Below are 20,228 nucleotides of genomic sequence, written 5' to 3' on the forward strand. Positions count from 1 at the left end.
CGTGCGCTTCCTCCACGGCGAGCCCGACCACGACCTGACCTACGACGACGTCTTCCTGGTGCCCGGCCGCTCCGCGGTCGAGAGCCGCTTCGACGTCGATCTGTCCACATCGGACGGGACCGGCGCGACCATCCCCATCGTGGTGGCCAACATGACCGCCGTCGCGGGCAGGCGGATGGCCGAGACGGTGGCCCGCCGCGGCGGCGTGGTCGTGCTGCCTCAGGACGTGGCCACCGAGGCGGTCGCCGACATCGTCACCTGGGTCAAGTCCCGGCACACCGTGTGGGACACGCCGCTGGTGCTGACCGCGGGCGCCGCCGTCGCCGACGCGCTCAACCTGCTGCCCAAGCGCGCCCACGGCGCGGTCGTGGTGGTCGACGGCGACGGGCGCCCGGTCGGTGTGGTGGACGAGGCCGCCTGCCACGGCGTCGACCGCTTCACCCGCCTCGGCGAGATCGCCGAGGCGGTGGCGACCCTGCCCCTGGAGACCGCCCCGCGCGCGGTGTTCGCCCACTTGGCCGAGACCGCCGCGCGCGTCGCGGTCGCCGTGGACGGCGAGGGCAGGCTCGCGGGCGTCCTGACCGAGAAGGGCGCCCTGCGCGCCGACGTCTACGCCCCCGCCCTCGACGCGGGCGGCAGGCTGCGCGTCGCCGCCGCCGTGGGCGTCAACGGCGACGTCGCCGCCAAGGCCGACGCCCTGTTCAGCGCCGGGGTGGACACCCTGGTCGTGGACACCGCGCACGGGCACCAGGAGAAGATGCTCACCGCGCTGAAGGCCGTGCGCGCGCTCGGCCCGGCCGTGCCGGTGGTCGCGGGCAACGTGGTCACCGCCGAGGGCGTCCGCGACCTCATCGAGGCCGGGGCGGACGTGGTCAAGGTCGGCGTCGGGCCCGGCGCCATGTGCACGACCCGGATGATGACCGGCGTCGGCCGCCCGCAGTTTTCCGCGGTCGCCGAGTGCGCCGCGGCGGCGCGGGCGCTGGGCAGGCACGTCTGGGCCGACGGCGGGGTGCGCCACCCCCGCGACGTCGCCCTGGCGCTGGCCGCGGGCGCGGCGAACGTGATGATCGGCTCGTGGTTCGCGGGCACGTACGAGTCCCCCGGCGACCTGCAGCGCGACGAGGCCGGGCGGGCGTACAAGGAGTCCTTCGGAATGGCCTCCAAGCGCGCCGTCTCGGCCCGCACGCGCGCGGACAGCGGCTTCGACCGCGCGCGCAAGGGCCTGTTCGAGGAGGGCATCTCCTCCTCGCGGATGCGCCTGGACCCAGCCGCTCCCGGGGTCGAGGACCTGATCGACGGCATCTGCTCCGGCGTCCGCTCGGCCTGCACGTACGCGGGCGCCCGGACGATGGAGGAGTTCCACGAGCGCGCGGTCGTCGGCGTCCAGTCGGCGGCGGGCTTCGCCGAGGGCAGGCCCCTACCGGCCGGCTGGTGACTCGGTCGACGCCGCTCCCGAGGGAACGGTGGCGGTGAGCGGCGCCAGGTGCCAGCGCCCGTCCTCCCACTCCACCACCTCGGTCATCGACACGGCCCGCCCATCGCGGTCCCGCACGTCGATGCGCGCCCGGTAGACCCGCGGCACCTCCCCGCCGATCGCGATGGCCTCAACGGTGAACCCGCGGCCGCCGAACCGCCCCAGCCGGGCCCCGGCATCGCCCACATGCTCGCCCAGCGCCACGGGATCACCGGCGTTGAGCAGGTCCACGTACTGGCGCAACCACCGGTCAAGCTCAGCGGTGTCCGGCCCATCGGCCGCGCACCCCGCCAAGGCCAGCACCCCGAACAGACCCAGCACCCGGCGTCGACCCAGCATGTCCTGCCTCCTCGGCGGCGGGGAGACCGCGACGCGCGCGGCCTCCCCGAACTCAGCTCGTCTCGTCGTGGGCACTAGGTCCGGAACGCGTAGTACGTCGCTCCGCGGTAAGCGTCGAGAAGGCTTTGCAGCGAGCGGTTCTTGGTATCGGTGGTGTGGTAGGACAGATACGGCATGGTCGACGTCCGCAACGTCACGATCATCGAATGGTCCTTGGAACCATTGGCCGAGAAGTCCATCTGCAGGATGTCGGCCAAGCCCAGGGACCACACGTTGCCCAGATGGGATGTCCGGCCGCTGTGGCGGGCGAAGCTCGCCCACGAGTTGACGTTGATCCACGACCACGTCTCGTTGAGCGAGTTGTACCACCAGTGCCGGTAGTCGCGGTACCAGCCGGAGACGTGCGCCCAGCCGCCCGCGCGCAGGGCCTGGCTGATGAAGTTCGTGCAGTCCCCGCCCACGTCGCTGTAGCGGCGGTAGGCCGTGTTGTAGCTGAAGACGTGCTTGAGGGCGTAGTTCGCCATTGCCTGGTAGTTGTAGGCGGCGACGGTCACCTTGTCCGATGACGGGTTCGCGGGCTTGTCGATTGCCGCCCCGTCCGCCGGTGGCGCGACGGGGGTCGCCGGAGCGGCGGGCTCGGTCACCGGCAGCGGTCCCTCGTCGGCGAGTGCCTGGCTTTGCAGGACCCAGCGGCCCCCGTCGCGGGTGAAGCGGAAGGTGCGCTCGGCGGCGAAGGCGGTCTCGGCGGGCTCGTCGCCGGTGACGCGCAGGTAGTCGAGGGTGGTTCGCTCGACCACCACCAGTTCGGCTGTCTTGGCCCGCACGGTGGCCTCCGCCGAGGTGATCTCGGTGCGGGCGGCGGAGTAGCGCTCGCCCGCCGCGGCCAGCCGCTCGCGCCGGGCCGCCAGCTCGGTCGACACCGTCGCCTCGGCCGCGCTGACCTGGGCGCCCGCGAGGACCGCGCCGTCAGCCATGGCGGTCACCCCGTGCGTGGTGACCTTGCCGGTCACCAGCGTGTCCGCCCGGTGCTGGATGAACTCGTGCGCCGCCTGGCGCAGCAGCGCCTCGTCGGCCCCGGTGTCCGGCACGGCCAGCGCGGGCGTCCCCCCGGCCACGACCGCCAGGATGGCGACAACAGTGGATCTTCGAATCAACCGCATTGCATTTCCCCCTCAGGACTTTCGCCGGACCGGCGGACCGACGAGCCATTGACGGTAGGGGCGGTCCGCCGAGGCGGTCTGTCAGTTCAAATGAAATTCACTCGAACGCGTGAACAGGTGAGGGGGCTTCGCAATACGTGTTGACGCTAAATTCAATCACTCTCCCCGCGTGTGCGATGAAAGGCCGGGCGCCAAGGCCCGGCCTTTCGTCGCGCACGCGGCTAAAGGGAATGGTCCTCCAGCATTTCGGTCACCAAGGCGGCGATGGGGGAGCGCTCGCTGCGGGTCAGGGTGACGTGGGCGAACAGGGGGTGGCCCTTGAGCTTCTCGATCACCGCGGCGACGCCGTCGTGGCGGCCGACGCGGAGGTTGTCGCGTTGGGCGACGTCGTGGGTCAGGACGACGCGGGAGTTGGTGCCGAGGCGGGAGAGGACGGTCAGCAGGACGTTGCGCTCCAGGGACTGGGCCTCGTCGACGATGACGAAGGCGTCGTGCAGGGAGCGGCCGCGGATGTGGGTCAGGGGGAGAACTTCGAGCATGTCCCGGCCCAGCACCTCATCGATGACGGCCCTGCTGGCCAGCGCGCCGAGGGTGTCGAAGACCGCCTGCGCCCAGGGCAGCATCTTCTCCGACTCCGAGCCGGGCAGGTAGCCGAGGTCCTGCCCGCCCACGGCGTACATCGGGCGGAACACCACGACCTTGCGGTGCAGGCCGCGCTCCAGGACCGCCTCCAGCCCCGCGCACAGGGCCAGCGCGGACTTGCCGGTGCCCGCGCGCCCGCCGAGGGAGACGATGCCGATCTCGGGGTCGAGCAGCAGGTCCAGGGCGACGCGCTGCTCGGCGGAGCGCCCGTGCAGGCCGAACGCCTCGCGGTCGCCGCGCACGAGCCGCACGCGCTTGTCGGCGGTGACCCTGCCCAGCGCGCTCTGGCCGCCCGCGTGCAGGCGCAGACCGGTGTTGCAGGGCAGCTCGGCGCCCTCGACGCCGTAGTCCAGGGGGTCGAGGGGCTCGTCGCCGCTGAACAGGTCGTTGATGAAGTCCTGGTCGACGGCCAGGTCCGCCATGCCGGACCAGCCGGAGGTGACGACCTCGCCCGCGCGGTACTCCTCGGCGTCCAGGCCGACCGCGCCCGCCTTGACCCGCAGCGGGATGTCCTTGGTGACCAGGGTGACGCCCGGGATCTCGGCGGCCAGGTTGAGCGCGCAGGCCAGGATGCGGGTGTCGTTGGCGTCGGTGCGGAAGCCCGAGGGCAGCACCGAGGGGTCGGTGTGGTTCAGCTCGACGTGCAGGGTGCCGCCCGCGTCGCCGATCGGGAGGGGGATGTCGAGGCGGCCGTGGCGCAGCCGCAGGTCATCGAGGAGGCGCAGGGTCTCCCGGGCGAACCAGCCGAGTTCGGGGTGGTGCCGCTTGCCCTCCAGTTCACTGATGACCACGAGCGGGATGACCACCGAGTGCTCGGCGAAACGGGTCAGCGCCCACGGGTCGGAGAGAAGGACCGAGGTGTCGAGGACGTAGGTGCGCCCGGCTGGGCCACCCTCCCCGTCACCGGTTGAGCCTGAGGACTGGCTGGCGGCGCGCCTGGACGAAGCGGTCACGGCAACTCCTCGCGGACGCGGCACCGCATCCGCTCCTCGACGGGCCGGTCACCTGCCCTGGTGGGACCTGGCGGCGTCAGCCGCGCGGTCCTCGGGGACCAAGTGCCTGCCCCCTCGCCAACTCGCTCACGACCAGGGCCTCCCGGGCCGGGCCGCAATGGACACGACCCGACACTTCGGACGCTACCCGCGCGGACTGGCGATCTGCAGGCTGCCACCCAGGTGATTTCCCGATTCGTCATCGACGAGTCACATATACGCCACGTGATCAACGCCTGCCGCGCAATCCGGCCAAACGGTACTCAGGGTGACCAGCGGCGTCACCCTGCCGCGATAGGGGTGAAGAGGATACCAGCGCTCTGGAAGCCATGCCAGTGATTACGCAGCGAATAGACGGAGAATCGACCAGGTGAACCTCGGTGGAATCGCCACCCGAAGGCGTTTCTCGACGCGCACCGCTCTTGCGCGGCCCATAGGTTTACCGGCGGAACGAGTGTGACGAGGCTGGTCGTGGACGAGACCGGCGCTGTCGGCGCGAGTCGCCGATCCCACGAAGTCCGAATGGCCCGCGGCGATCCCGTGGGCCATTCGGCTGCTCAGGACCCGAAACGCCGGTGCCGGATGCCGTAGGCGCGCAGCGCGCGCAGGAAGTCGGTGCGCCGGAAGTCCGGCCAGTACGCCTCGCAGAAGTGGAACTCCGAGTGCGCCGACTGCCACAGCAGGAACCCGGAGAGCCGCTGCTCGCCCGAGGTGCGGATGACGAGGTCCGGGTCGGGCTGGCCCGAGGTGTAGAGGTGCTCGGCGATGTGGTCGACGGTCAGCACCTCGGCCAGTTCCTCGATGCTGGTGCCGACCTCGGCGTGCTGCTGGAGGAGCTTGCGCACGGCGTCGGCGATCTCGCGGCGGCCGCCGTAGCCCACGGCGATGTTGACCTCCATGCCGGTGCGGCCCTGCGTGCGCCCGGCCGCGGCGACCAGCCGCTCGGCGGTCTCGGGGGGCAGGATGTCCAGCGCGCCGATCATCCGCAGCCGCCAGGGCTGCCCCGGCTCGGCCAGCTCGTCGACGACGTCGCCGATGATCTCCAGCAGCGGCGCCAGCTCGGCGGCGGGGCGGGTGAGGTTGTCGGTGGACAGCAGCCACAGGGTCACGACCTCGACCCCGGCGTCGTCACACCAGCCCAGCAGGTCGGCGATCCGCTGCGCCCCGACCCGGTGCCCGTCGTTGACGTCGGTGAACCCGGCCTCCCGCGCCCACCGGCGGTTGCCGTCGAGCATCACGCCGACATGGCGGGGAATTCGGCCACCTGCCTGCTGGAAGAGCCGTTTCTCGTAGAGGCCGTACACGACATCGGCGACTCGCCTGCGAAGACTCACGGCCTGCCAGCGTACCCGCGCTCGGTGCACACTGGTGCCGTGCACTCCGCCTGGCAGGACCTCACGGTCATCGAACGCCTCATCCACGAGTCCCGGACCATCGCGGTGGTCGGCCTCAGCGCCGACCCGGCGCGGCCGAGCCACGGGGTCGCCCGCTACCTGGTGCGAGCCGGTCTGCGGGTCTTCCCCGTCAACCCGTCCCTGACGGAGTGGGAGGGCCTGCCGGTGTACGGGTCGCTGGAGGACGTGCCCGAGAAAATCGACATCGTGGACGTCTTCCGGCGGCCGGAGCACGCGGCCCCGGTGGCGGCGTCGGCCGTGGCGGTGGGCGCGGGCGCCCTGTGGCTCCAGTTGGGCGTGATCAGCCCCGAGGCGGCGACGATCGCCTCCGACGGCGGCCTGGACGTCGTGATGGACCGCTGCCTGGCCGTCGAGCACCGCGAGGTCGTCGGCTGGTCGTAGCCCCCGTGGCCTTCTGTGGCCGCTCTTACACAGGTCAGCGTCCCTACGGTGCCGTAACCTCGACCCGTGACCGCAACCGTCGCCGACCAGCCCGGCCGCAACAAGCCCCGCCTCCGCGGCGTGATCCACTTCTGGTCGTTCTTCGTCTCCCTGGCCACCGGCGCGACCCTGGTCACCGTGGCGTCCCAGGTGTCGGCGACCGCCGCCCTGGCGACGACGGTGTACGCGGTCACGGTCCTGGGCCTGTTCGGCGTCAGCGCGCTCTACCACCGCCGCTGGTGGGTCACGGAGTCGGCGCGCACGTGGATGAAGCGCCTCGACCACTCGATGATCTTCCTGTTCATCGCGGGCACCTACACGCCGTTCTCGTTGATATCGATGTCCAAGCCGACCGGGTACGTCGTGCTGGGGGTGGTGTGGGGCGGCGCGGTGCTGGGCGTGGCGCTGAAGCTGCTGTGGCCCCACGCCCCCCGCTGGCTGGGGACCCCGATCTACATCGCCCTGGGCTGGGTGGCGGTCTTCGTCCTCCCGGAGCTACTGCACAACGCAGGCGTCGCCGCCCTGGTCTTGCTGTTGGTAGGCGGCCTGTTCTACACAGTGGGCGCCATCTTCTACGCCACGAAGTGGCCCAACCCCTGGCCCCGAGTCTTCGGCCACCACGAGTTCTTCCACGCCGCCACCGTCCTCGCCGCCCTCTGCCACTACATCGCGATCTGGTTCGCCGTAGTCGCCTAGCCCCGGGCGTGCAGGAACACGAGAGCCTTTTGATACCCGCGTGTTCCTGCCGCCCAGCGCTATCCAGTTGTCGAGCGCGGGTCTAGCCCGCGCCCTGCTCCACCCGCTCGGTCTTCTGGTCGAGCGCTCGCTGCCCCAGGTCGAGGAAGCGTTGTAGTGCGGGCAGGGTGAAGTGCACTTCGAAGCTGTCCCGGGAGCCGCCCATGATCAGGACAGCTCCCGATTCGTCGTTGGTGTTGAACCGCATCGGGCACTCGTCGCTGATCTCGGCCCACAGGCCAAGGGAGACATGGGTGAACATTCTGACCTACCTAACTTGGTTGGTTACCTGCAATGTGGATTACGTGTCAGGCCAGCAAGGCCCGTGATCGGCATGGGGTGAACGCTGCCGATCGCAGGGCGGTGAATGCTTCCTGGAACTCGGTGATCGCGGTGTTGATGTCGTGGTACTGGTGGGTTTGGCGGGCTTCCTCGCACACGACCACCCCAGCGGGGCCGTGGACGATCTCGAACCCGCCCGAGAGCGCGAGTTCTTGGTCCAGCCCGCACGGGACCACCTGAACGGTCACGTTCGGCAGACTCAGGACGTGTCGCACTCGTGCGCGGACAGCGGAGGGTTGCCATCGCCGGGTGAGGTGTTCCTCCACCAGCCACAGCAACTCGGGCGCGTCCGCACCGTCCAGGACGCGCCACCGGTCGGTGGTGATCAAGCCGCCGAATTTCGCCACGTCGTACAACTCGATCCGTGAGGCGTAAGCCTCCAACCCGATCACCAACTCAGGCCCAGAGGCTGTTGGGCGCAGTGGCGACCGGTTCGCCGACCTGCGCAGATGCAGCAGCCGAGGCAACGCCTCCAAGCGCCCGAGCAGCACTTCAAGAGCAGGCACGCTCAACAGGTTCTTCCCCGCGATCGCCTGACTGAACGACGCACGGGTCGTGCCCAGCCACGCGCCCGCCTGACCGTGGGTCACCGACCGCGCAGCCAGCAGCCGAGCCAACTCGAAGCACAGCAACCGCCGCGCCACTAACCATCCAGTACCGGCCCCACCTCGACAACCGGACCGCCCTCAGCCCCAGCCACGGCTATGCCGCAATCTTGTCCGAGCCACCATCACCCTTCTCCGCACCCCACCGCGACGATGAGGGCGATGAAGGAGCCGACGAGCCAGCCGCCCTGCCCTCACTGCTCTGGTACTCCGCGCCTGGCATGCCATCTCCAACCATCACCAAGCCGTACGGGGACGCCACACCGAACTCGACCGGGAGCCTGTGCCCCCTGCTGATTGCCATCAGAAGCCCTCTCAACGTTGAGGTGCCCATGTGGCACCTGCCACTGGCCAATGTAATGGCATATGCCACTTGGGGCAAGGCGAACCCGATCGGGGTTGTCGGTTCCGCTGCTAGTCGATCGGATACGCCTGTTCGATCGCCCAGACGTTGGCCGGGTAGACGGCCTCCGCGAACTCCACGGCCCGATCGTCCTGGTCGTACACGGTGTGGCGGTAGACCAGCACCGCGGATTCGCCTTCCGACAACCCTAGGGTTGCTCGCTCATCCTCAGACGCCGAGCGGGCAGCCACCCGGTCCCGCGCGTGGCTCGCCACCCGCCCGGTCGCCGACTCCACATAACTCACCGAGCCGGTCCGGATGCGCTCCAACTCCACCAGCCTCGGCGCGACCTCCACCAAGCCCCCGTCAAGCCACGACACCGAGGTCTCCACCGGTTCCCCCGCGTCGTTGTGCGTCACGCGGTGCCGCCGGATCACCTCATCCCCGGTTCGCAGACCCAGCGCCTCGGCTACGTAGTCCGGCGCGGGCACCACCTCGGCGGCCTTGATCTCCGCATACCACCCTGGCGCGTAGATCCGTCCGAACTGACGTGCCCGCGAGTACAGCTCCCGCGCCCGCGTCGCCACCCGCTGCGCCAGCACGTACGTCCCCGACCCCTGCCGCCGCTCCACGATCCCCTGCACCTGCAGTGCCTTCACCGCCTTCTCGGCGGTAGGCCGCACAACACCCCAGTCCTGCGCGATCTGCCGATCGGAGGGCAGCTTGTCCCCCGGCTTCAGATCGCCCCGCGTGATCTGGTCCTTGTAGTGGTTGGCGATCTGGAGGTACTTGGGCAGGACCTCCTGAATCTTCGGCATCGACACCCCTCGCAATTGGCTTATGCCACAGGCCAGCTTAGCCACGTCAGCCCTCCCCTGCCCAGCCGACCTACGATGACCGGGTGGGACGCACCCTCATGGTCGCCGCAGGCGGCGGCGGAGACGCCATCGCCGCGGCCATGCTTGCCCCAGAGGGTGACGAGCTCTTCATCGCCACATGGGCGTGGGAACGCCTGTCAATAGACCCTCTACCCGGCCCCCGCGGTTTCAACGATTTCACTGGATTACGGCAACATGGCCCACTCGTCTTCGAAGTGACCAAGAATACTAAACCGCGCCCCCCGTCCCGCTCGACGCTTCCCCGGCTAGCGGAAACACTTCCCGCACGCGTTTTTCTCCTAGACGCAGCGGGCGGAGCACGCGGAACCGCGCAGCAAATAAGCTGCATTGCCGCCTATGTTCGCGCAGATTGCATAAACTTGGTCGATGTCGGTGGCGACCTTGTTGCCACCGGTGATGAGCAGGAGTTGCGGAGCCCACTGGCCGACTCTTTGGCGCTTGCCGCGTGTTCGGAAAGCGGCGTACCCTTCTACGTCACGATTTGTGGACCAGGGCTCGATGGGGAGCTGCCGGAATCTGTTGTCAGTGAACTATGCCAGAAACTGGAGGGCGGAGACGCTGCCCACATCACTCGCGAAATCGCGGCAAGTGTTCGAGGTGTGTTCGACTGGCACCCGTCCGAGGTCACGGCGTTGTTGGTGTCAGCAGCACTGGGTGCTCGCGGAGTGGTTGAGATTCGTGACAATGGAAGTGCGGTGCCCCTTTCGAACGCAAGCGGGACCGCAATCTGCCTTGACGGTGAGAGACTGCAACGGCACAACCAAATATCGGATGGTCTCTGCGGAACGAAAAGCCTGACAGAGGTCGAAGAAGTCATCAAGGGAATCCGAGGCAGCACCGAAATCGACTTTGAGCGAGACAAAAGTATTCGCAAGTCACACGTCAGGACCGTCGGAACCACCATGGAAGCTGTCCAGAACCAGCTTTCGAAGGCAGCCCTGAGGGGAGTGGATTTCCTTACCTCAAGGAGGGTTGCCGAGCTAATCTCGACTGAGGTCCTTGACGTCGTCGACCCCCTGCAAGTGGCTCAACTCCTGACTGCCAGCAAGATTCCCTTGTGGCCGGTGCTTGAGGTCACTCCACGATGAGTTCATCCTCCACCACGATGACGTCACTCCATGGAAGCCCTGGGGTGCCGCAAAGACGCGCTGGACCTAACCGGCCAGACCGGCGAGGCTAAAGTCCACCCGTAGCCCGGGCCGATACCCCGACGAGTAGGTCCGCCCGTGAGGTGCGGTTCGGGGGTGATGTAGCGGCGTGTCGATTTCAGAGGTGGCAGCGCAGCTTGACCGGGTTACCGGTCTGCTGTCGGCGGAGTTGGTCATGGCCGCCCGTGCTTGCTTAGCCGAAGCTCGCGAACTTCTGGCTGATGCCAGCCAGGGCACCAGCCGCCCCGAGGCGGACCACGCGTCAGCCCTGCTCGACCAAGCGCATGCCCAACTCCAACGGGTGGCGGCGATCTCGGCTGGCGCCAAAGACACCGTGGCCGCGTACCGCACCCATATCGCGGGAGCAGTCAGGGCGATTGGGAACGAATCGATTGGGCCACCCAAGGCCCCGGCGACCGCCCCGGCACCACCTCGGCCTATACCGGCCGCAACGGAAGACCACGGCACACGGGCAGCCGAATTGTTGAACCAACTGCCCGTGCGCGGCCCCGAAGAACCAAAGACCTCGGGCTATTGGATTGACGATGACGGCCAAGAGCACGGCCCTTTGACCAGTGGCCGCAAGGACGGATATGCCGAAGCCTGCGGTGACCTACGCGCGTTGGGCCTCGCGCCCGCTCGGGGGGACTTGTGGGCGGCAACTCACGTTGAGGTGAAGTTGGCGGTTCGTATGCGACGGGCGAATGCACGCCGCGTGACGCTTGTCATCAACAACAAACCCTGTGATAGCGGGCCGTGGTCCTGCGACCGACTGCTGTCCCAAATTTTGAAGCCCGGTCAGTCTGTTATCGTTTACTATCCCGGCGGTATGGTCACCTATACAGGAAAGCGAGCTTGATCCGTGGCATTCGTCCTTCAGGCAGGCTACCGGCATGGCCAGTCGCCTAGTGTTTTGCGGAACGAGGTGGATATTGAGGGGTTCATTGCGGAACTCATGGTGGCGGGCTGGGAGTACACCTCGGCCACGGTCTACGCCGTGCTTGAGGGGAGCGATGTCCAGCCGGACCATGAGCTGGTGATTGGCGCGGACAGCGCTACCGGGCTTGGGGCCGTGCGGTACGCCGGTGACAGTGGCGACCCGGCGAACAATGGTGGGGAGTGGTTCAGCGTCGGGGAACGGGTGAATCCTGACGGTGTGCGGTTCGTCTATTTCGGTACGGGTGATGAGTGGCCCGGGAACTGTGAGGTGCCGCTCGCTGTCGTCAAGGCGGCGATGGTTGAGTTGATGACCAGCCAGGGCAAGCGGCCGGCGAGTGTGGTGTGGCAGGTGTGGGAGTAGTCAATCGCCACTGCGGTCGGTTGCGGTCAGTCCGTGATGAGTTCGCCCTCCAGCAGGCTCATGACGATGACGTCGTGCCAGTTGCCGTCGAGGCGGAAGGCTTCGCGGAGGCGGCCTTCTTCCACGAAACCAATCTTGCGGTAGACGTGGCGGGCTCGTTCGTTTTCGGCGACCACTGTGAGTTCGATGGCGTGGAGGCGCATGAAGTTGAAGCCGAAGCGGCACATGAGGCGCATCGCCTCGGTGCCGTGGCCGCCGTCCCAGCAGTCCTTTTCGCCGATGTAGATGTCCAGTTCGGCGCGGGCGTGCTCTGGGGTGGCGTCGCGGAGGACGATGATGCCGATGAAGCGGGTGTCGGCGATGGTCTCGATGCCGAACAGGGTGCGCTCGAAAGAGTTGGCGGGGCGCTCTTCCCAGCGTTTGCGGATGGCGGCCAGCGGCTCCGGGTAGGAGCCGTCCAGCCACCGCATGGCCTCGGGGTCGTTGTGCCAGCGCCAGACGGTGTCGGCGTCCTCGGGTTCCAAGGCGCGCAGGCGCACCAGCTTGCCGGTCAACGACACAGCGGCTCTCCCTACAGGTCGGGTCCCTTCGCCCGCAGATCATCGACCTTCGACATGGCCTCGCGCAGCCCATTTAGCCACTCGTCGGTGTGGTCGCCGACCAGGCGCACCGCCCAGGCCAGGGCGTCGGAACGGCTCCGGGCCACGCCCGCGGCGACCAGGGTGTCCAGGACCTGGCGCTCCGGCTGGCGCAGCCGGGTCATCACCGGGACGGCGAGCACGGTGAACAGCTCCCGGGTCTCGCCCAGCCGCGCGCCCCAGGCGACCTTGCGGGCGTAGCGGTGCTCGGCCTGGCGCGCGATCTCGATGCGCCCCTCGCGGGTCTCCTCCCGCCAGCGGCTGATGCGGCCGGACTCCGCGGCGGCGCGGGACGCGTCGTCGTCGTACGTGCCCTCCAGCGCGGACAGCTCGCCGATCACGGTGATCTCCTCGCGGTCGACGATGACCTCGGGCTCACCGACGAACCACCCGTCGGGCAGCCTGCCGGAGAACCAGGCCGCCGCGTCCTCCGCCGACGGCAGGTCGGCCTGCTGCCAGCCACCCCTCGAACCCCACTTGCCTCGCATGACGTACTCCCTTGATTACATGATTACGACCCTTCTCACGTTACGCCGCTACCCGGGCAACACCCAGGATGTTCACCCAAAGCGATCAGAGCAGGGCCCGCAGCTCCTCGACCGACGTCACCGGCCGGTCGCACACGTACCCCCGGCACACGTACGCCGTCGGGACGCCGTCGACCAGGGGTCGGTCGGCCAGCAGCGGCGCGGAGCCCGGCTCGCCCGCCAGCACCACAGCGCCCCCGGGCGCGTGCAGCACCGCCGCCCTGGCCAGCTCCCCCGACACCGACACCGACGCCGAGTCCGACACCGACCCCGAGCCTGACATCGACCCCGAGCCCGACGCCGACGCCAGCCCCGACACCGACGCTGGCCCCGACACCGCGACCGCCACCTGCACCGGACCGCTGACCAGCGCCTCCGCCACGGTCAGCCAGTGCCCGGCGAAGCGCGGCGCCCGCGACGCCAGCACCCCCGCCCGCCGCACCGCCGCCTCCGCCGCCGTCCGGTAGGCCGCCGGAGCACCGGTCAGGGCGGAGGCCGTCAGCAGCGCGCCCGCCAGCGCGGACGCCCCGGACGGGCTGGCGTTGTCCCCCGGGTCACCCGGCCGCCAGACCAGCGCGTCGGCGTCGTCGGCCGTGTCGTGGTACGCCCCGGCGACCGACGCATCGGCAAAACGCGCCAATGCGGTGTCCAGCAACGAGCACGCGGCGTCCAGCCACCGCGCGGACCCCGTCGCCTGGTACAGCGCCAGCAGGCCGTCGGCCAGGCATCCGTAGTCCTCCAGCACCCCGAGAGCCGACCCCACGGCGCCGTCGCGCGACGTCCTCCGCAACCGGCCCCCCACCACGTGCAGGCCCAGCACCAGATCCGCCGCCTGGGAAGCCGCCGCCACGAACGCGGGCTCCGCCAGCACCACGCCCGCCTCCGCCAGCGCGGCGATCACCAGCCCGTTCCACGCGGTCACGACCTTGTCGTCGCGCCCCGGCTGCCGACGCTCCGCCCGCGCCGCCAGCAGGGCCGCGCGCACCCGCTCCCACCGCGCGGCGTCATCGACCTCCCCGAGCCGCAACGTCGAGGCGCCGTGTTCGAAGGTGCCCTCGGGAGTCACCTTCAGCAGTGAGGCCGCCCACGCGCCGTCGGACTCACCCACCACCTCGGTGAGCTGCGCGGGCGTCCACACATAGGTCAGCCCCTCGACCCCGTCGGTGTCGGCGTCCAATGAGGATGCGAACCCGCCTTGGGCGGTGCGCAGGTCCGCCAACAGGAACCGCGCGGTATCGATAGCGACCTGGCGGTACCGCTCGACCCCCGTACGGCGCGCGAGGTGGGTGTAGAAGCGCAGCAGCAGCGCGTTGTCGTAGAGCATCTTCTCGAAGTGCGGCACCCCCCAGCCCGCATCGACGCTGTAGCGGGCGAACCCGCCCGCGAGCTGGTCGTTGAGGCCGCCGTCGGCCATCGCGCGCGCCGTGCCCTCCACGATGGACAGCGCCTCGACGGACCCGGTGCGCTCGTGGTGGCGCAGCAGGAACTCCAGCACCATCGTCGGCGGGAACTTCGGCGCGCCGCCGAACCCGCCGTCGCGCCGGTCGTACTCCCCCAGCAGGGACGCCGCCGCCCCGGCGAGCACCTCGACCCCCACCTCGCCGACGGGCAGCGGCCCGGCCTGCTCCCGCAGCTGCGCCACCACCTGCGCGCCCGCCGTGCGGACCTCGTCGTCGCCGGAAGACCACGCCTCGTGCACGGCGGTCAGCAGCCGGCGGAACGACGGCATCCCGTGGCGCGGCGCGGGCGGGGAGTAGGTGCCGCAGTGGAACGGCTCGGCGGCCGGGGTGAGGAAGCAGGTCATCGGCCAGCCGCCGTGGCCGGTCATGGCCTGCGTGGCGGTCATGTAGACCGCGTCGATGTCCGGGCGCTCCTCGCGGTCGACCTTGACGTTGACGAACCACTCGTTCATCAGCGCGGCGACCTCGGCGTCCTCGAAGGACTCGTGCGCCATGACGTGGCACCAGTGGCAGGCGGCGTAGCCGACCGACAGCAGCACCGGCACGTCCCTGCGGGCCGCCTCGGCGAACGCCTCCGGGGACCACTCCCACCAGTCCACCGGGTTCTCGGCGTGCTGGAGCAGGTACGGGCTGGTCGAGACGCTGAGCCGGTTCGCCATGTCGTCCAGGGTCTCAAAAGCGGTGCCATCCGGCCGGAGGTGCGCGAGACTGCGGCGGTGCTGCTGACCCTGACCACGACCCGCGCGCCCGCCACCGACCTCGGGTACCTGCTCCACAAGCATCCCGACCGCGCCCAGACGTTCGGCAGCGCGCACGTGTTCTACCCACGCGCGGACGAACAGGAGTGCACCGCGGCGCTCCTGCTGGAGGTCGACCCGATCGCGCTGGCCCGCGCGCACCGCAACCAGGTCACCGGCTTGGGCCACTACGTCAACGACGGCCCGTACGCGGCCGGGTCGATGCTGGCGGTGGCCCTGTCGAAGGTGTTCGGCACGGCGATGACCGGCCGCTGCGACGCCCGGCCCGAGCTGGCCGCGAACCCCATCCCCCTGACGGTGCGGGTGCCCTCCGCGCCGAGCCGGGGCGGGCCGGACCTGGCGGCGCGGCTGTTCGAGCCGCTGGGCTGGCAGGTGCGCGCGGTGCCGGTGCCGCTGGACCCGGCGTTCCCGGAGTGGGGCGACTCGCCGTACGTCGACCTGACGCTGTCCGGGGAGGTCCGGCTGGCCGACGCGCTGCGCCAGCTCTACGTGCTGCTGCCGGTGCTCGACGACGCCAAGCACTACTGGGTGGGCGACGACGAGGTCGACAAGCTGCTGAGGGTCGGCGGGGACTGGCTGAGCACCCACCCCGAGCGCGAGCTGATCAGCGCGCGCTACCTCAAGCACCGCGGCGCCTACGTGCGCTCGGCGCTGGAGCGGCTGGCCGAGCTGGACGGGGTCGAGCCGCCCACCGAGCCCGGCGAGCGCCCGCTGGCCGCGGTACGGCGGCAGGCGGTGGTCGACGTCCTGCGCGGGCTGGGCGCCCGCCGCGTGCTCGACCTGGGCTGCGGCGGCGGGGCGCTGCTGCGCGAGCTGGTGGCCGAGCCGTCGTTCACCGAGGTCGTGGGCACCGACGTGGCAGCGGGGGCGCTGGGCGCCGCCGCGCGGTGGCGGGAACGACTGCCGGAGCGGACCCGCGAGCGGGTCACGCTGCGCCAGTCGTCGCTGACCTACGGCGACTCGTCGCTGACCGGGTTCGACGCCGCCGTGCTGATGGAGGTCATCGAGCACGTCGACCCGTCGCGGCTGCCCGCCTTGGAGCGGGCCGTGTTCGGCACCGCCCGCCCGGCCCACGTCGTGGTGACCACGCCCAACGTCGAGCACAACGTCCGGTACCCCGGCCTGGCCGACGGCGGGTTCCGCCACCCCGACCACCGCTTCGAGTGGACGCGCGCGCAGTTCCGCGCCTGGGCCGAGGCCGTGCGGGGCTACACGGTCACCTTCCGCCCGGTCGGCCCGGACGACCCCGAGGTCGGGCCGCCGACGCAGTTGGCCCTGTTCAGCCGAGTGGAGGCGTGATGGAGCTGGCGATCCCGGACATGGCGCTGGTCGTGCTGATCGGCGCGTCCGGCTCAGGCAAGTCGACCTTCGCGCGCACTCACTTCAAGCCCACCCAGGTCCTCTCCAGCGACTTCTTCCGCGGCCTGGTGGCCGACGACGAGAACGACCAGAGCGCCTCCGCCGCGGCCTTCGACGCACTGCACCACGTGGCGGGCGCGCGCCTGCGGGCGGGCCGGGTGACGGTCGTCGACGCGACGAACGTGCAGCGGGAGGCGCGCGCGGACCTGGTGAAGCTCGCCCGCGAGCACCACGTGCTGCCGGTGGCGATCGTGCTGGACCTGCCGGAGTCGGTGTGCGTGGCGCGCAACGCCGAGCGGCCCGACCGCGACTTCGGCGCGCACGTCGTGCGCAGGCACCGGACGCTGCTGCGCAAATCCCTCAGCGGCCTGGGGCGGGAGGGGTTCCGCCGGGTGCACGTGCTGCGCGGGGAGGCCGAGGTGGCCGCGGCGCGGATCACCGTGGAGCCGCTGCGCACCGACCTGCGCGCGGAGACCGGCCCGTTCGACGTGATCGGCGACGTGCACGGCTGCCGCGTGGAGCTGGAGGACCTGCTCGGCGCGCTGGGGTACGCCGTGGAGCGCGACGACGCGGGCCGGGCGGTCGGCGCCCGGCACCCCGAGGGCAGGCGGGCGGTGTTCGTCGGCGACCTCGTCGACCGCGGGCCGGACACCCCGGGCGTGCTGCGGCTGGCGATGGGCATGGTGGCGGCCGGGACCGCGTTCGCGGTGTGCGGCAACCACGAGCAGAAGCTGGCGCGCGCGCTGGACGGCCGCAAGGTCACCGTCGCGCACGGCCTGGCCGAGTCGCTGGCGCAGCTGGAGGCCGAGCCCGAGGAGTTCCGCGCCGCCGTGCGCGAGTTCTGCGACGGCCTGCTGGCCCACTACGTGCTCGACGGCGGCGAGCTCGTGGTCGCGCACGCGGGCCTGCCCGAGCGCTTCCACGGCCGCGCGTCGGGCACGGTGCGGTCCTTCGCGCTGTACGGCGACACCACCGGCGAGACCGACGAGTACGGGCTCCCCGTGCGCTATCCGTGGGCCACGGAGTACCGCGGGCGCGCGATGGTCCTCTACGGACACACCCCGCTGCCGGAGGTGGAGTGGGTCAACAACACCATGTGCCTGGACACCGGCGCGGTCTTCGGCGGCAAGCTCACCGCCCTGCGCTACCCGGAGCGCGAGGTGGTCTCCGTCCCGGCGCACCAGGTCTGGTACGAGCCCAAGCGGCCCCTGGGCGGCCCGGTCCGCCCGCCGGACTCCTTGGAGCTGACCGACGTCCTGGGCAGGCGGGTCGTGGAGACCGGCTACGGCGAGGTGACCGTGCGCGCCGAGCAGGCCGCCGCCGCGCTGGAGGTGATGAGCCGCTGGGCCGTGGACCCGCGCCTGCTGCGCTACCTGCCCCCGACCATGACGCCACCGCCCACGCACCGCGACGGCGACCTGCTGGAACACCCGGGCGAGGCGTTCGCGGACTACCTGGACCAGGGCGTGCGCGAGGTGCTGTGCGAGGAGAAGCACATGGGCTCGCGCGCGGTGATCCTGGTGACCCGCGACGACGCGGTCACCCGCTTCGGTGACGGCCCCGGCGTCATCCACACCCGCACCGGACGGGCCTTCTTCACCTCCGACGACGTGCTCCTACGGGTCAGGGCAGCGGTGGCCGAGGCGGGCCTCTGGTCCGAACTGGACACTGATTGGCTGCTGCTCGACGCCGAGATCATGCCGTGGAACGCCAAGGCGGACACGCTCGTGCGCGGGCAGTACGCCGCCGTCGCCGCCGCGGCGGAGTCCGCGCTGCCGGTCGCCTCGGCGGAGCTGGCGGCGGCGGTGGCCCGCGGGGTCGACGTCGCCGACCTGCTGTCCCGTACCCGCAGGCGCCTGGACAACGCCACGGCCTTCCGCGCCGCCTACCGCCGCTACTGCGGCGGCCCGGTGCGCGTCGCCGCGTTCCAGGTCCTGGCGACGGCGGGCGCGACCTACCACACCACGCCCCACCTGTGGCACCTGTCGATCGCCGACCGCCTGGCCGCGGCCGACCCGGAGCTGTTCACCACCACCGCCAGGCTCGCCGTCGACACCGCCGACCCCGGCTCGGTGGCAGCGGGGGTGGCCTGGTGGACCGACCTGACGTCGGCGGGCGGGGAGGGCATGGTGGTCAAACCCGCGGCGAACCTGCTGGTCCACGGCAAGCGGCTGATCCAGCCGGGAATCAAGGTGCGCGGCCCGGAGTACCTGCGCGTCATCTACGGCCCGGACTACCGCGACGAGGCGAACCTGGTCAGGCTGCGCGAGCGCCACCTCGGCCACAAGCGCTCGCTGGCGCAGCGGGAGTACGCCCTCGGCCTGGCCGCGCTGGACCGCCTCGCGAAAGACGAGCCGCTGTGGCGCGGGCACGAATGCGTGTTCGCGGTCCTCGCCCTGGAGTCGGAAGCGGTGGACCCGCGCCTGTGACTACGCCTTCGCGGGGGGCGGGCTGTCCGGCGCCTCACTCGCGGCAGGCGGGTCGAAGGACTCCGGGATGCGCTTGAGGTGCTTGGTCATCGAGCGGATCAGGAACGCCACGGCGATGAAGAAGAGGATCAGGATGAGGAAGCCCAGGGGGGAGGACTTGCCGAAGTCCTCGCCCTGGCCGCCGGGGTCAGCGGGCCCCGGCACCGCGGGGGTGGGGACGGGCTGGGCGATGAGCGCGACCGTGCCCGCCGACGCTGGGTCGGCGGGCAGGTCGACGTGGAGCGAGGTCACCACGTCAGTTTAGACGGTGGCCTTCTCGGTGATGCCGGAGAACAGGTCGTCCTCGGGGAGGGTGCTGTCGACCAGGGAGCGCACCAGCTCGTACTCCTCGAAGGGCCACACCTCGCGCTGGACGTCCAGGGGCACCGCGAACCAGCGGCTCTCCGGGTCGATCTGGGTGGCGTGGGCCAGCAGGGCCGCGTCGCGCTTCTCGAAGTAGTCGGCGCACTCGACGCGGCTGGTCACGCGGTGGGAGAGGTCGCCGCGCTCGGGCTTCCAGTTCTCCAGCCACTCGCCGTACGGGGAATCCAGGCCGCGGGCCAGCAGGGCCTCGTGCATGGTGACCAGGCGGGTGCGGGAGAAGCCGTGTGAGTAGTACAGCTTCAGCGGGGACCACGGCTCGCCCTCCGTGGGGTGCAGGTCCGGGTCGCCCGCGGCGTCGAAGGCGGCCACCGAGACCTCGTGGCAGCGGATGTGGTCCGGGTGCGGGTAGCCGCCGTTCTCGTCGTAGGTGACGATCACGTGCGGCCGGAACTCGCGGATCGCGCGGACCAGGGGCGGGACGGACTCCTCCAGCGGCACCAGGGCGAAGCAGCCCTCGGGCAGCGGGGGCATCGGGTCGCCCTCGGGCAGGCCCGAGTCCTCGAAGCCCAGCCAGCGGTGCTGGATGCCCAGGATCTCCGCGGCCCTGGCCATTTCCTGCCTGCGCACCGAGGAGATGTCGGCGATGATCTCCGGGCGGTCCATCGCCGGGTTGAGGATGTCGCCGCGCTCACCGCCGGTGCAGGTCACGACCATGACCTCGTGGCCGTCGGCGACGTACTTCGCCATCGTGGCCGCGCCCTTGCTCGACTCGTCGTCTGGGTGTGCGTGTACCGCCATCAGCCGCAGCTTCTCTGCCATGCCTCTACCGGACCCCTCCTGATAGGCCATCCGCCCCCAAAGCGGATACTCGTCTCCGAGT

The 20,228-nt window shown here is 70.5% G+C and carries 20 protein-coding genes; 8 read left to right on the forward strand and 12 right to left on the reverse strand.

What is annotated here, in order from left to right:
- The first annotated feature begins 1 nt into the window (after position 1).
- Entirely contained in the window at positions 2 to 1,435 is a 1,434-nt protein-coding gene (gene guaB1 / locus ACTG9Q_RS09230) for a GMP reductase (protein WP_455572239.1), read from the forward strand.
- On the opposite strand, the gene ACTG9Q_RS09235 is transcribed toward guaB1, so the two are convergent.
- The 4 genes from ACTG9Q_RS09235 to ACTG9Q_RS09250 form a co-directional block, all read right to left on the reverse strand.
- A complete protein-coding gene (locus ACTG9Q_RS09235) occupies positions 1,418 to 1,813 on the reverse strand; it encodes a hypothetical protein (RefSeq protein WP_455572240.1) in 396 nt (131 codons plus the stop codon). The genes guaB1 and ACTG9Q_RS09235 overlap by 18 nt on opposite strands.
- A gap of 74 nt (positions 1,814 to 1,887) precedes the next feature.
- On the reverse strand, positions 1,888 to 2,973 hold the full coding sequence (locus ACTG9Q_RS09240; RefSeq protein WP_455572241.1) for an amidase domain-containing protein: 1,086 nt from the start codon (positions 2,971 to 2,973) through the stop codon (positions 1,888 to 1,890).
- 221 nt (positions 2,974 to 3,194) lie between these two features.
- Complete coding sequence (locus ACTG9Q_RS09245; protein WP_455572716.1) at positions 3,195 to 4,445, reverse strand: PhoH family protein; 1,251 nt, start codon at positions 4,443 to 4,445, stop codon at positions 3,195 to 3,197.
- 719 nt (positions 4,446 to 5,164) lie between these two features.
- Positions 5,165 to 5,941, reverse strand: coding sequence for an isoprenyl transferase (locus ACTG9Q_RS09250; protein ID WP_455572242.1), 777 nt, complete (start codon positions 5,939 to 5,941; stop codon positions 5,165 to 5,167).
- 39 nt (positions 5,942 to 5,980) lie between these two features.
- Here ACTG9Q_RS09250 and ACTG9Q_RS09255 point away from each other — a divergent pair, with 39 nt between their 5' ends.
- Both ACTG9Q_RS09255 and trhA read left to right on the forward strand, forming a co-directional pair.
- Positions 5,981 to 6,403 carry a CoA-binding protein gene (locus ACTG9Q_RS09255; RefSeq protein WP_455572243.1) on the forward strand — a complete coding sequence of 141 codons (423 nt, stop codon included), beginning with the start codon at positions 5,981 to 5,983 and terminating at the stop codon, positions 6,401 to 6,403.
- A gap of 66 nt (positions 6,404 to 6,469) precedes the next feature.
- A complete protein-coding gene (gene trhA, locus ACTG9Q_RS09260) occupies positions 6,470 to 7,138 on the forward strand; it encodes a PAQR family membrane homeostasis protein TrhA (protein ID WP_455572244.1) in 669 nt (222 codons plus the stop codon).
- A gap of 82 nt (positions 7,139 to 7,220) precedes the next feature.
- Here trhA and ACTG9Q_RS09265 read toward each other — a convergent pair whose 3' ends face one another.
- From ACTG9Q_RS09265 to ACTG9Q_RS09275, 3 genes are all read right to left on the reverse strand, one after another.
- Positions 7,221 to 7,439 carry a hypothetical protein gene (locus ACTG9Q_RS09265; protein WP_455572245.1) on the reverse strand — a complete coding sequence of 73 codons (219 nt, stop codon included), beginning with the start codon at positions 7,437 to 7,439 and terminating at the stop codon, positions 7,221 to 7,223.
- A 46-nt stretch (positions 7,440 to 7,485) separates the two neighbouring features.
- Positions 7,486 to 8,163 carry a Scr1 family TA system antitoxin-like transcriptional regulator gene (locus ACTG9Q_RS09270; RefSeq protein ID WP_455572246.1) on the reverse strand — a complete coding sequence of 226 codons (678 nt, stop codon included), beginning with the start codon at positions 8,161 to 8,163 and terminating at the stop codon, positions 7,486 to 7,488.
- Between the two features lie 375 nt (positions 8,164 to 8,538).
- The gene (locus ACTG9Q_RS09275; protein WP_455572247.1) at positions 8,539 to 9,330 is read right to left on the reverse strand and encodes a GntR family transcriptional regulator; all 792 of its coding nucleotides are present in this window, start codon (positions 9,328 to 9,330) and stop codon (positions 8,539 to 8,541) included.
- 38 nt (positions 9,331 to 9,368) lie between these two features.
- On the opposite strand from ACTG9Q_RS09275, the gene ACTG9Q_RS09280 reads away from it, so the two are divergent.
- From ACTG9Q_RS09280 to ACTG9Q_RS09290, 3 genes are all read left to right on the forward strand, one after another.
- The gene (locus ACTG9Q_RS09280) at positions 9,369 to 10,454 is read left to right on the forward strand and encodes a DUF1152 domain-containing protein (RefSeq protein WP_455572248.1); all 1,086 of its coding nucleotides are present in this window, start codon (positions 9,369 to 9,371) and stop codon (positions 10,452 to 10,454) included.
- 169 nt (positions 10,455 to 10,623) lie between these two features.
- On the forward strand, positions 10,624 to 11,373 hold the full coding sequence (locus ACTG9Q_RS09285) for a DddA-like double-stranded DNA deaminase toxin (protein WP_455572249.1): 750 nt from the start codon (positions 10,624 to 10,626) through the stop codon (positions 11,371 to 11,373).
- 54 nt (positions 11,374 to 11,427) lie between these two features.
- Positions 11,428 to 11,814 (forward strand): Imm1 family immunity protein, encoded by a 387-nt coding sequence (locus ACTG9Q_RS09290; RefSeq protein ID WP_455572250.1) that lies wholly within the window; start codon positions 11,428 to 11,430, stop codon positions 11,812 to 11,814.
- A 26-nt stretch (positions 11,815 to 11,840) separates the two neighbouring features.
- On the opposite strand, the gene ACTG9Q_RS09295 is transcribed toward ACTG9Q_RS09290, so the two are convergent.
- From ACTG9Q_RS09295 to ACTG9Q_RS09305, 3 genes are all read right to left on the reverse strand, one after another.
- The gene (locus tag ACTG9Q_RS09295; protein WP_455572251.1) at positions 11,841 to 12,374 is read right to left on the reverse strand and encodes a GNAT family N-acetyltransferase; all 534 of its coding nucleotides are present in this window, start codon (positions 12,372 to 12,374) and stop codon (positions 11,841 to 11,843) included.
- An 11-nt stretch (positions 12,375 to 12,385) separates the two neighbouring features.
- Positions 12,386 to 12,940 carry a hypothetical protein gene (locus ACTG9Q_RS09300; RefSeq protein ID WP_455572252.1) on the reverse strand — a complete coding sequence of 185 codons (555 nt, stop codon included), beginning with the start codon at positions 12,938 to 12,940 and terminating at the stop codon, positions 12,386 to 12,388.
- An 85-nt stretch (positions 12,941 to 13,025) separates the two neighbouring features.
- Complete coding sequence (locus tag ACTG9Q_RS09305; protein WP_455572253.1) at positions 13,026 to 15,098, reverse strand: thioredoxin domain-containing protein; 2,073 nt, start codon at positions 15,096 to 15,098, stop codon at positions 13,026 to 13,028.
- 57 nt (positions 15,099 to 15,155) lie between these two features.
- On the opposite strand from ACTG9Q_RS09305, the gene ACTG9Q_RS09310 reads away from it, so the two are divergent.
- Both ACTG9Q_RS09310 and ACTG9Q_RS09315 read left to right on the forward strand, forming a co-directional pair.
- A complete protein-coding gene (locus ACTG9Q_RS09310; protein ID WP_455572717.1) occupies positions 15,156 to 16,496 on the forward strand; it encodes a 3' terminal RNA ribose 2'-O-methyltransferase Hen1 in 1,341 nt (446 codons plus the stop codon).
- Positions 16,496 to 18,985, forward strand: coding sequence for a polynucleotide kinase-phosphatase (locus ACTG9Q_RS09315; protein WP_455572254.1), 2,490 nt, complete (start codon positions 16,496 to 16,498; stop codon positions 18,983 to 18,985). Before ACTG9Q_RS09310 ends, ACTG9Q_RS09315 begins: the two co-directional genes overlap by 1 nt.
- Here ACTG9Q_RS09315 and ACTG9Q_RS09320 read toward each other — a convergent pair whose 3' ends face one another.
- Together ACTG9Q_RS09320 and mca are read right to left on the reverse strand one after the other, a co-directional pair.
- A complete protein-coding gene (locus ACTG9Q_RS09320) occupies positions 18,986 to 19,216 on the reverse strand; it encodes a hypothetical protein (protein WP_455572718.1) in 231 nt (76 codons plus the stop codon). It abuts the gene before it with no gap.
- Positions 19,217 to 19,285: 69 nt separating this feature from the next.
- Complete coding sequence (gene mca / locus ACTG9Q_RS09325) at positions 19,286 to 20,167, reverse strand: mycothiol conjugate amidase Mca (protein WP_455572255.1); 882 nt, start codon at positions 20,165 to 20,167, stop codon at positions 19,286 to 19,288.
- Positions 20,168 to 20,228: the final 61 nt, after the last annotated feature.

The sequence above is a fragment of the Actinokineospora lacus genome (assembly GCF_053813445.1).

Bases quoted from the DNA above. Each gene is read 5' to 3' on its own strand.
- ACTG9Q_RS09235 (WP_455572240.1), bottom strand. From the start codon at position 1,813: ATGCTGGGTCGACGCCGGGTGCTGGGTCTGTTCGGGGTGCTGGCCTTG.
- ACTG9Q_RS09240 (WP_455572241.1), bottom strand. From the start codon at position 2,973: ATGCGGTTGATTCGAAGATCCACTGTTGTCGCCATCCTGGCGGTCGTG.
- ACTG9Q_RS09265 (WP_455572245.1), bottom strand. From the start codon at position 7,439: ATGTTCACCCATGTCTCCCTTGGCCTGTGGGCCGAGATCAGCGACGAG.
- ACTG9Q_RS09300 (WP_455572252.1), bottom strand. From the start codon at position 12,940: ATGCGAGGCAAGTGGGGTTCGAGGGGTGGCTGGCAGCAGGCCGACCTG.
- ACTG9Q_RS09305 (WP_455572253.1), bottom strand. From the start codon at position 15,098: ATGGCGAACCGGCTCAGCGTCTCGACCAGCCCGTACCTGCTCCAGCAC.
- ACTG9Q_RS09315 (WP_455572254.1), top strand. From the start codon at position 16,496: ATGGAGCTGGCGATCCCGGACATGGCGCTGGTCGTGCTGATCGGCGCG.
- mca (WP_455572255.1), bottom strand. From the start codon at position 20,167: ATGGCAGAGAAGCTGCGGCTGATGGCGGTACACGCACACCCAGACGAC.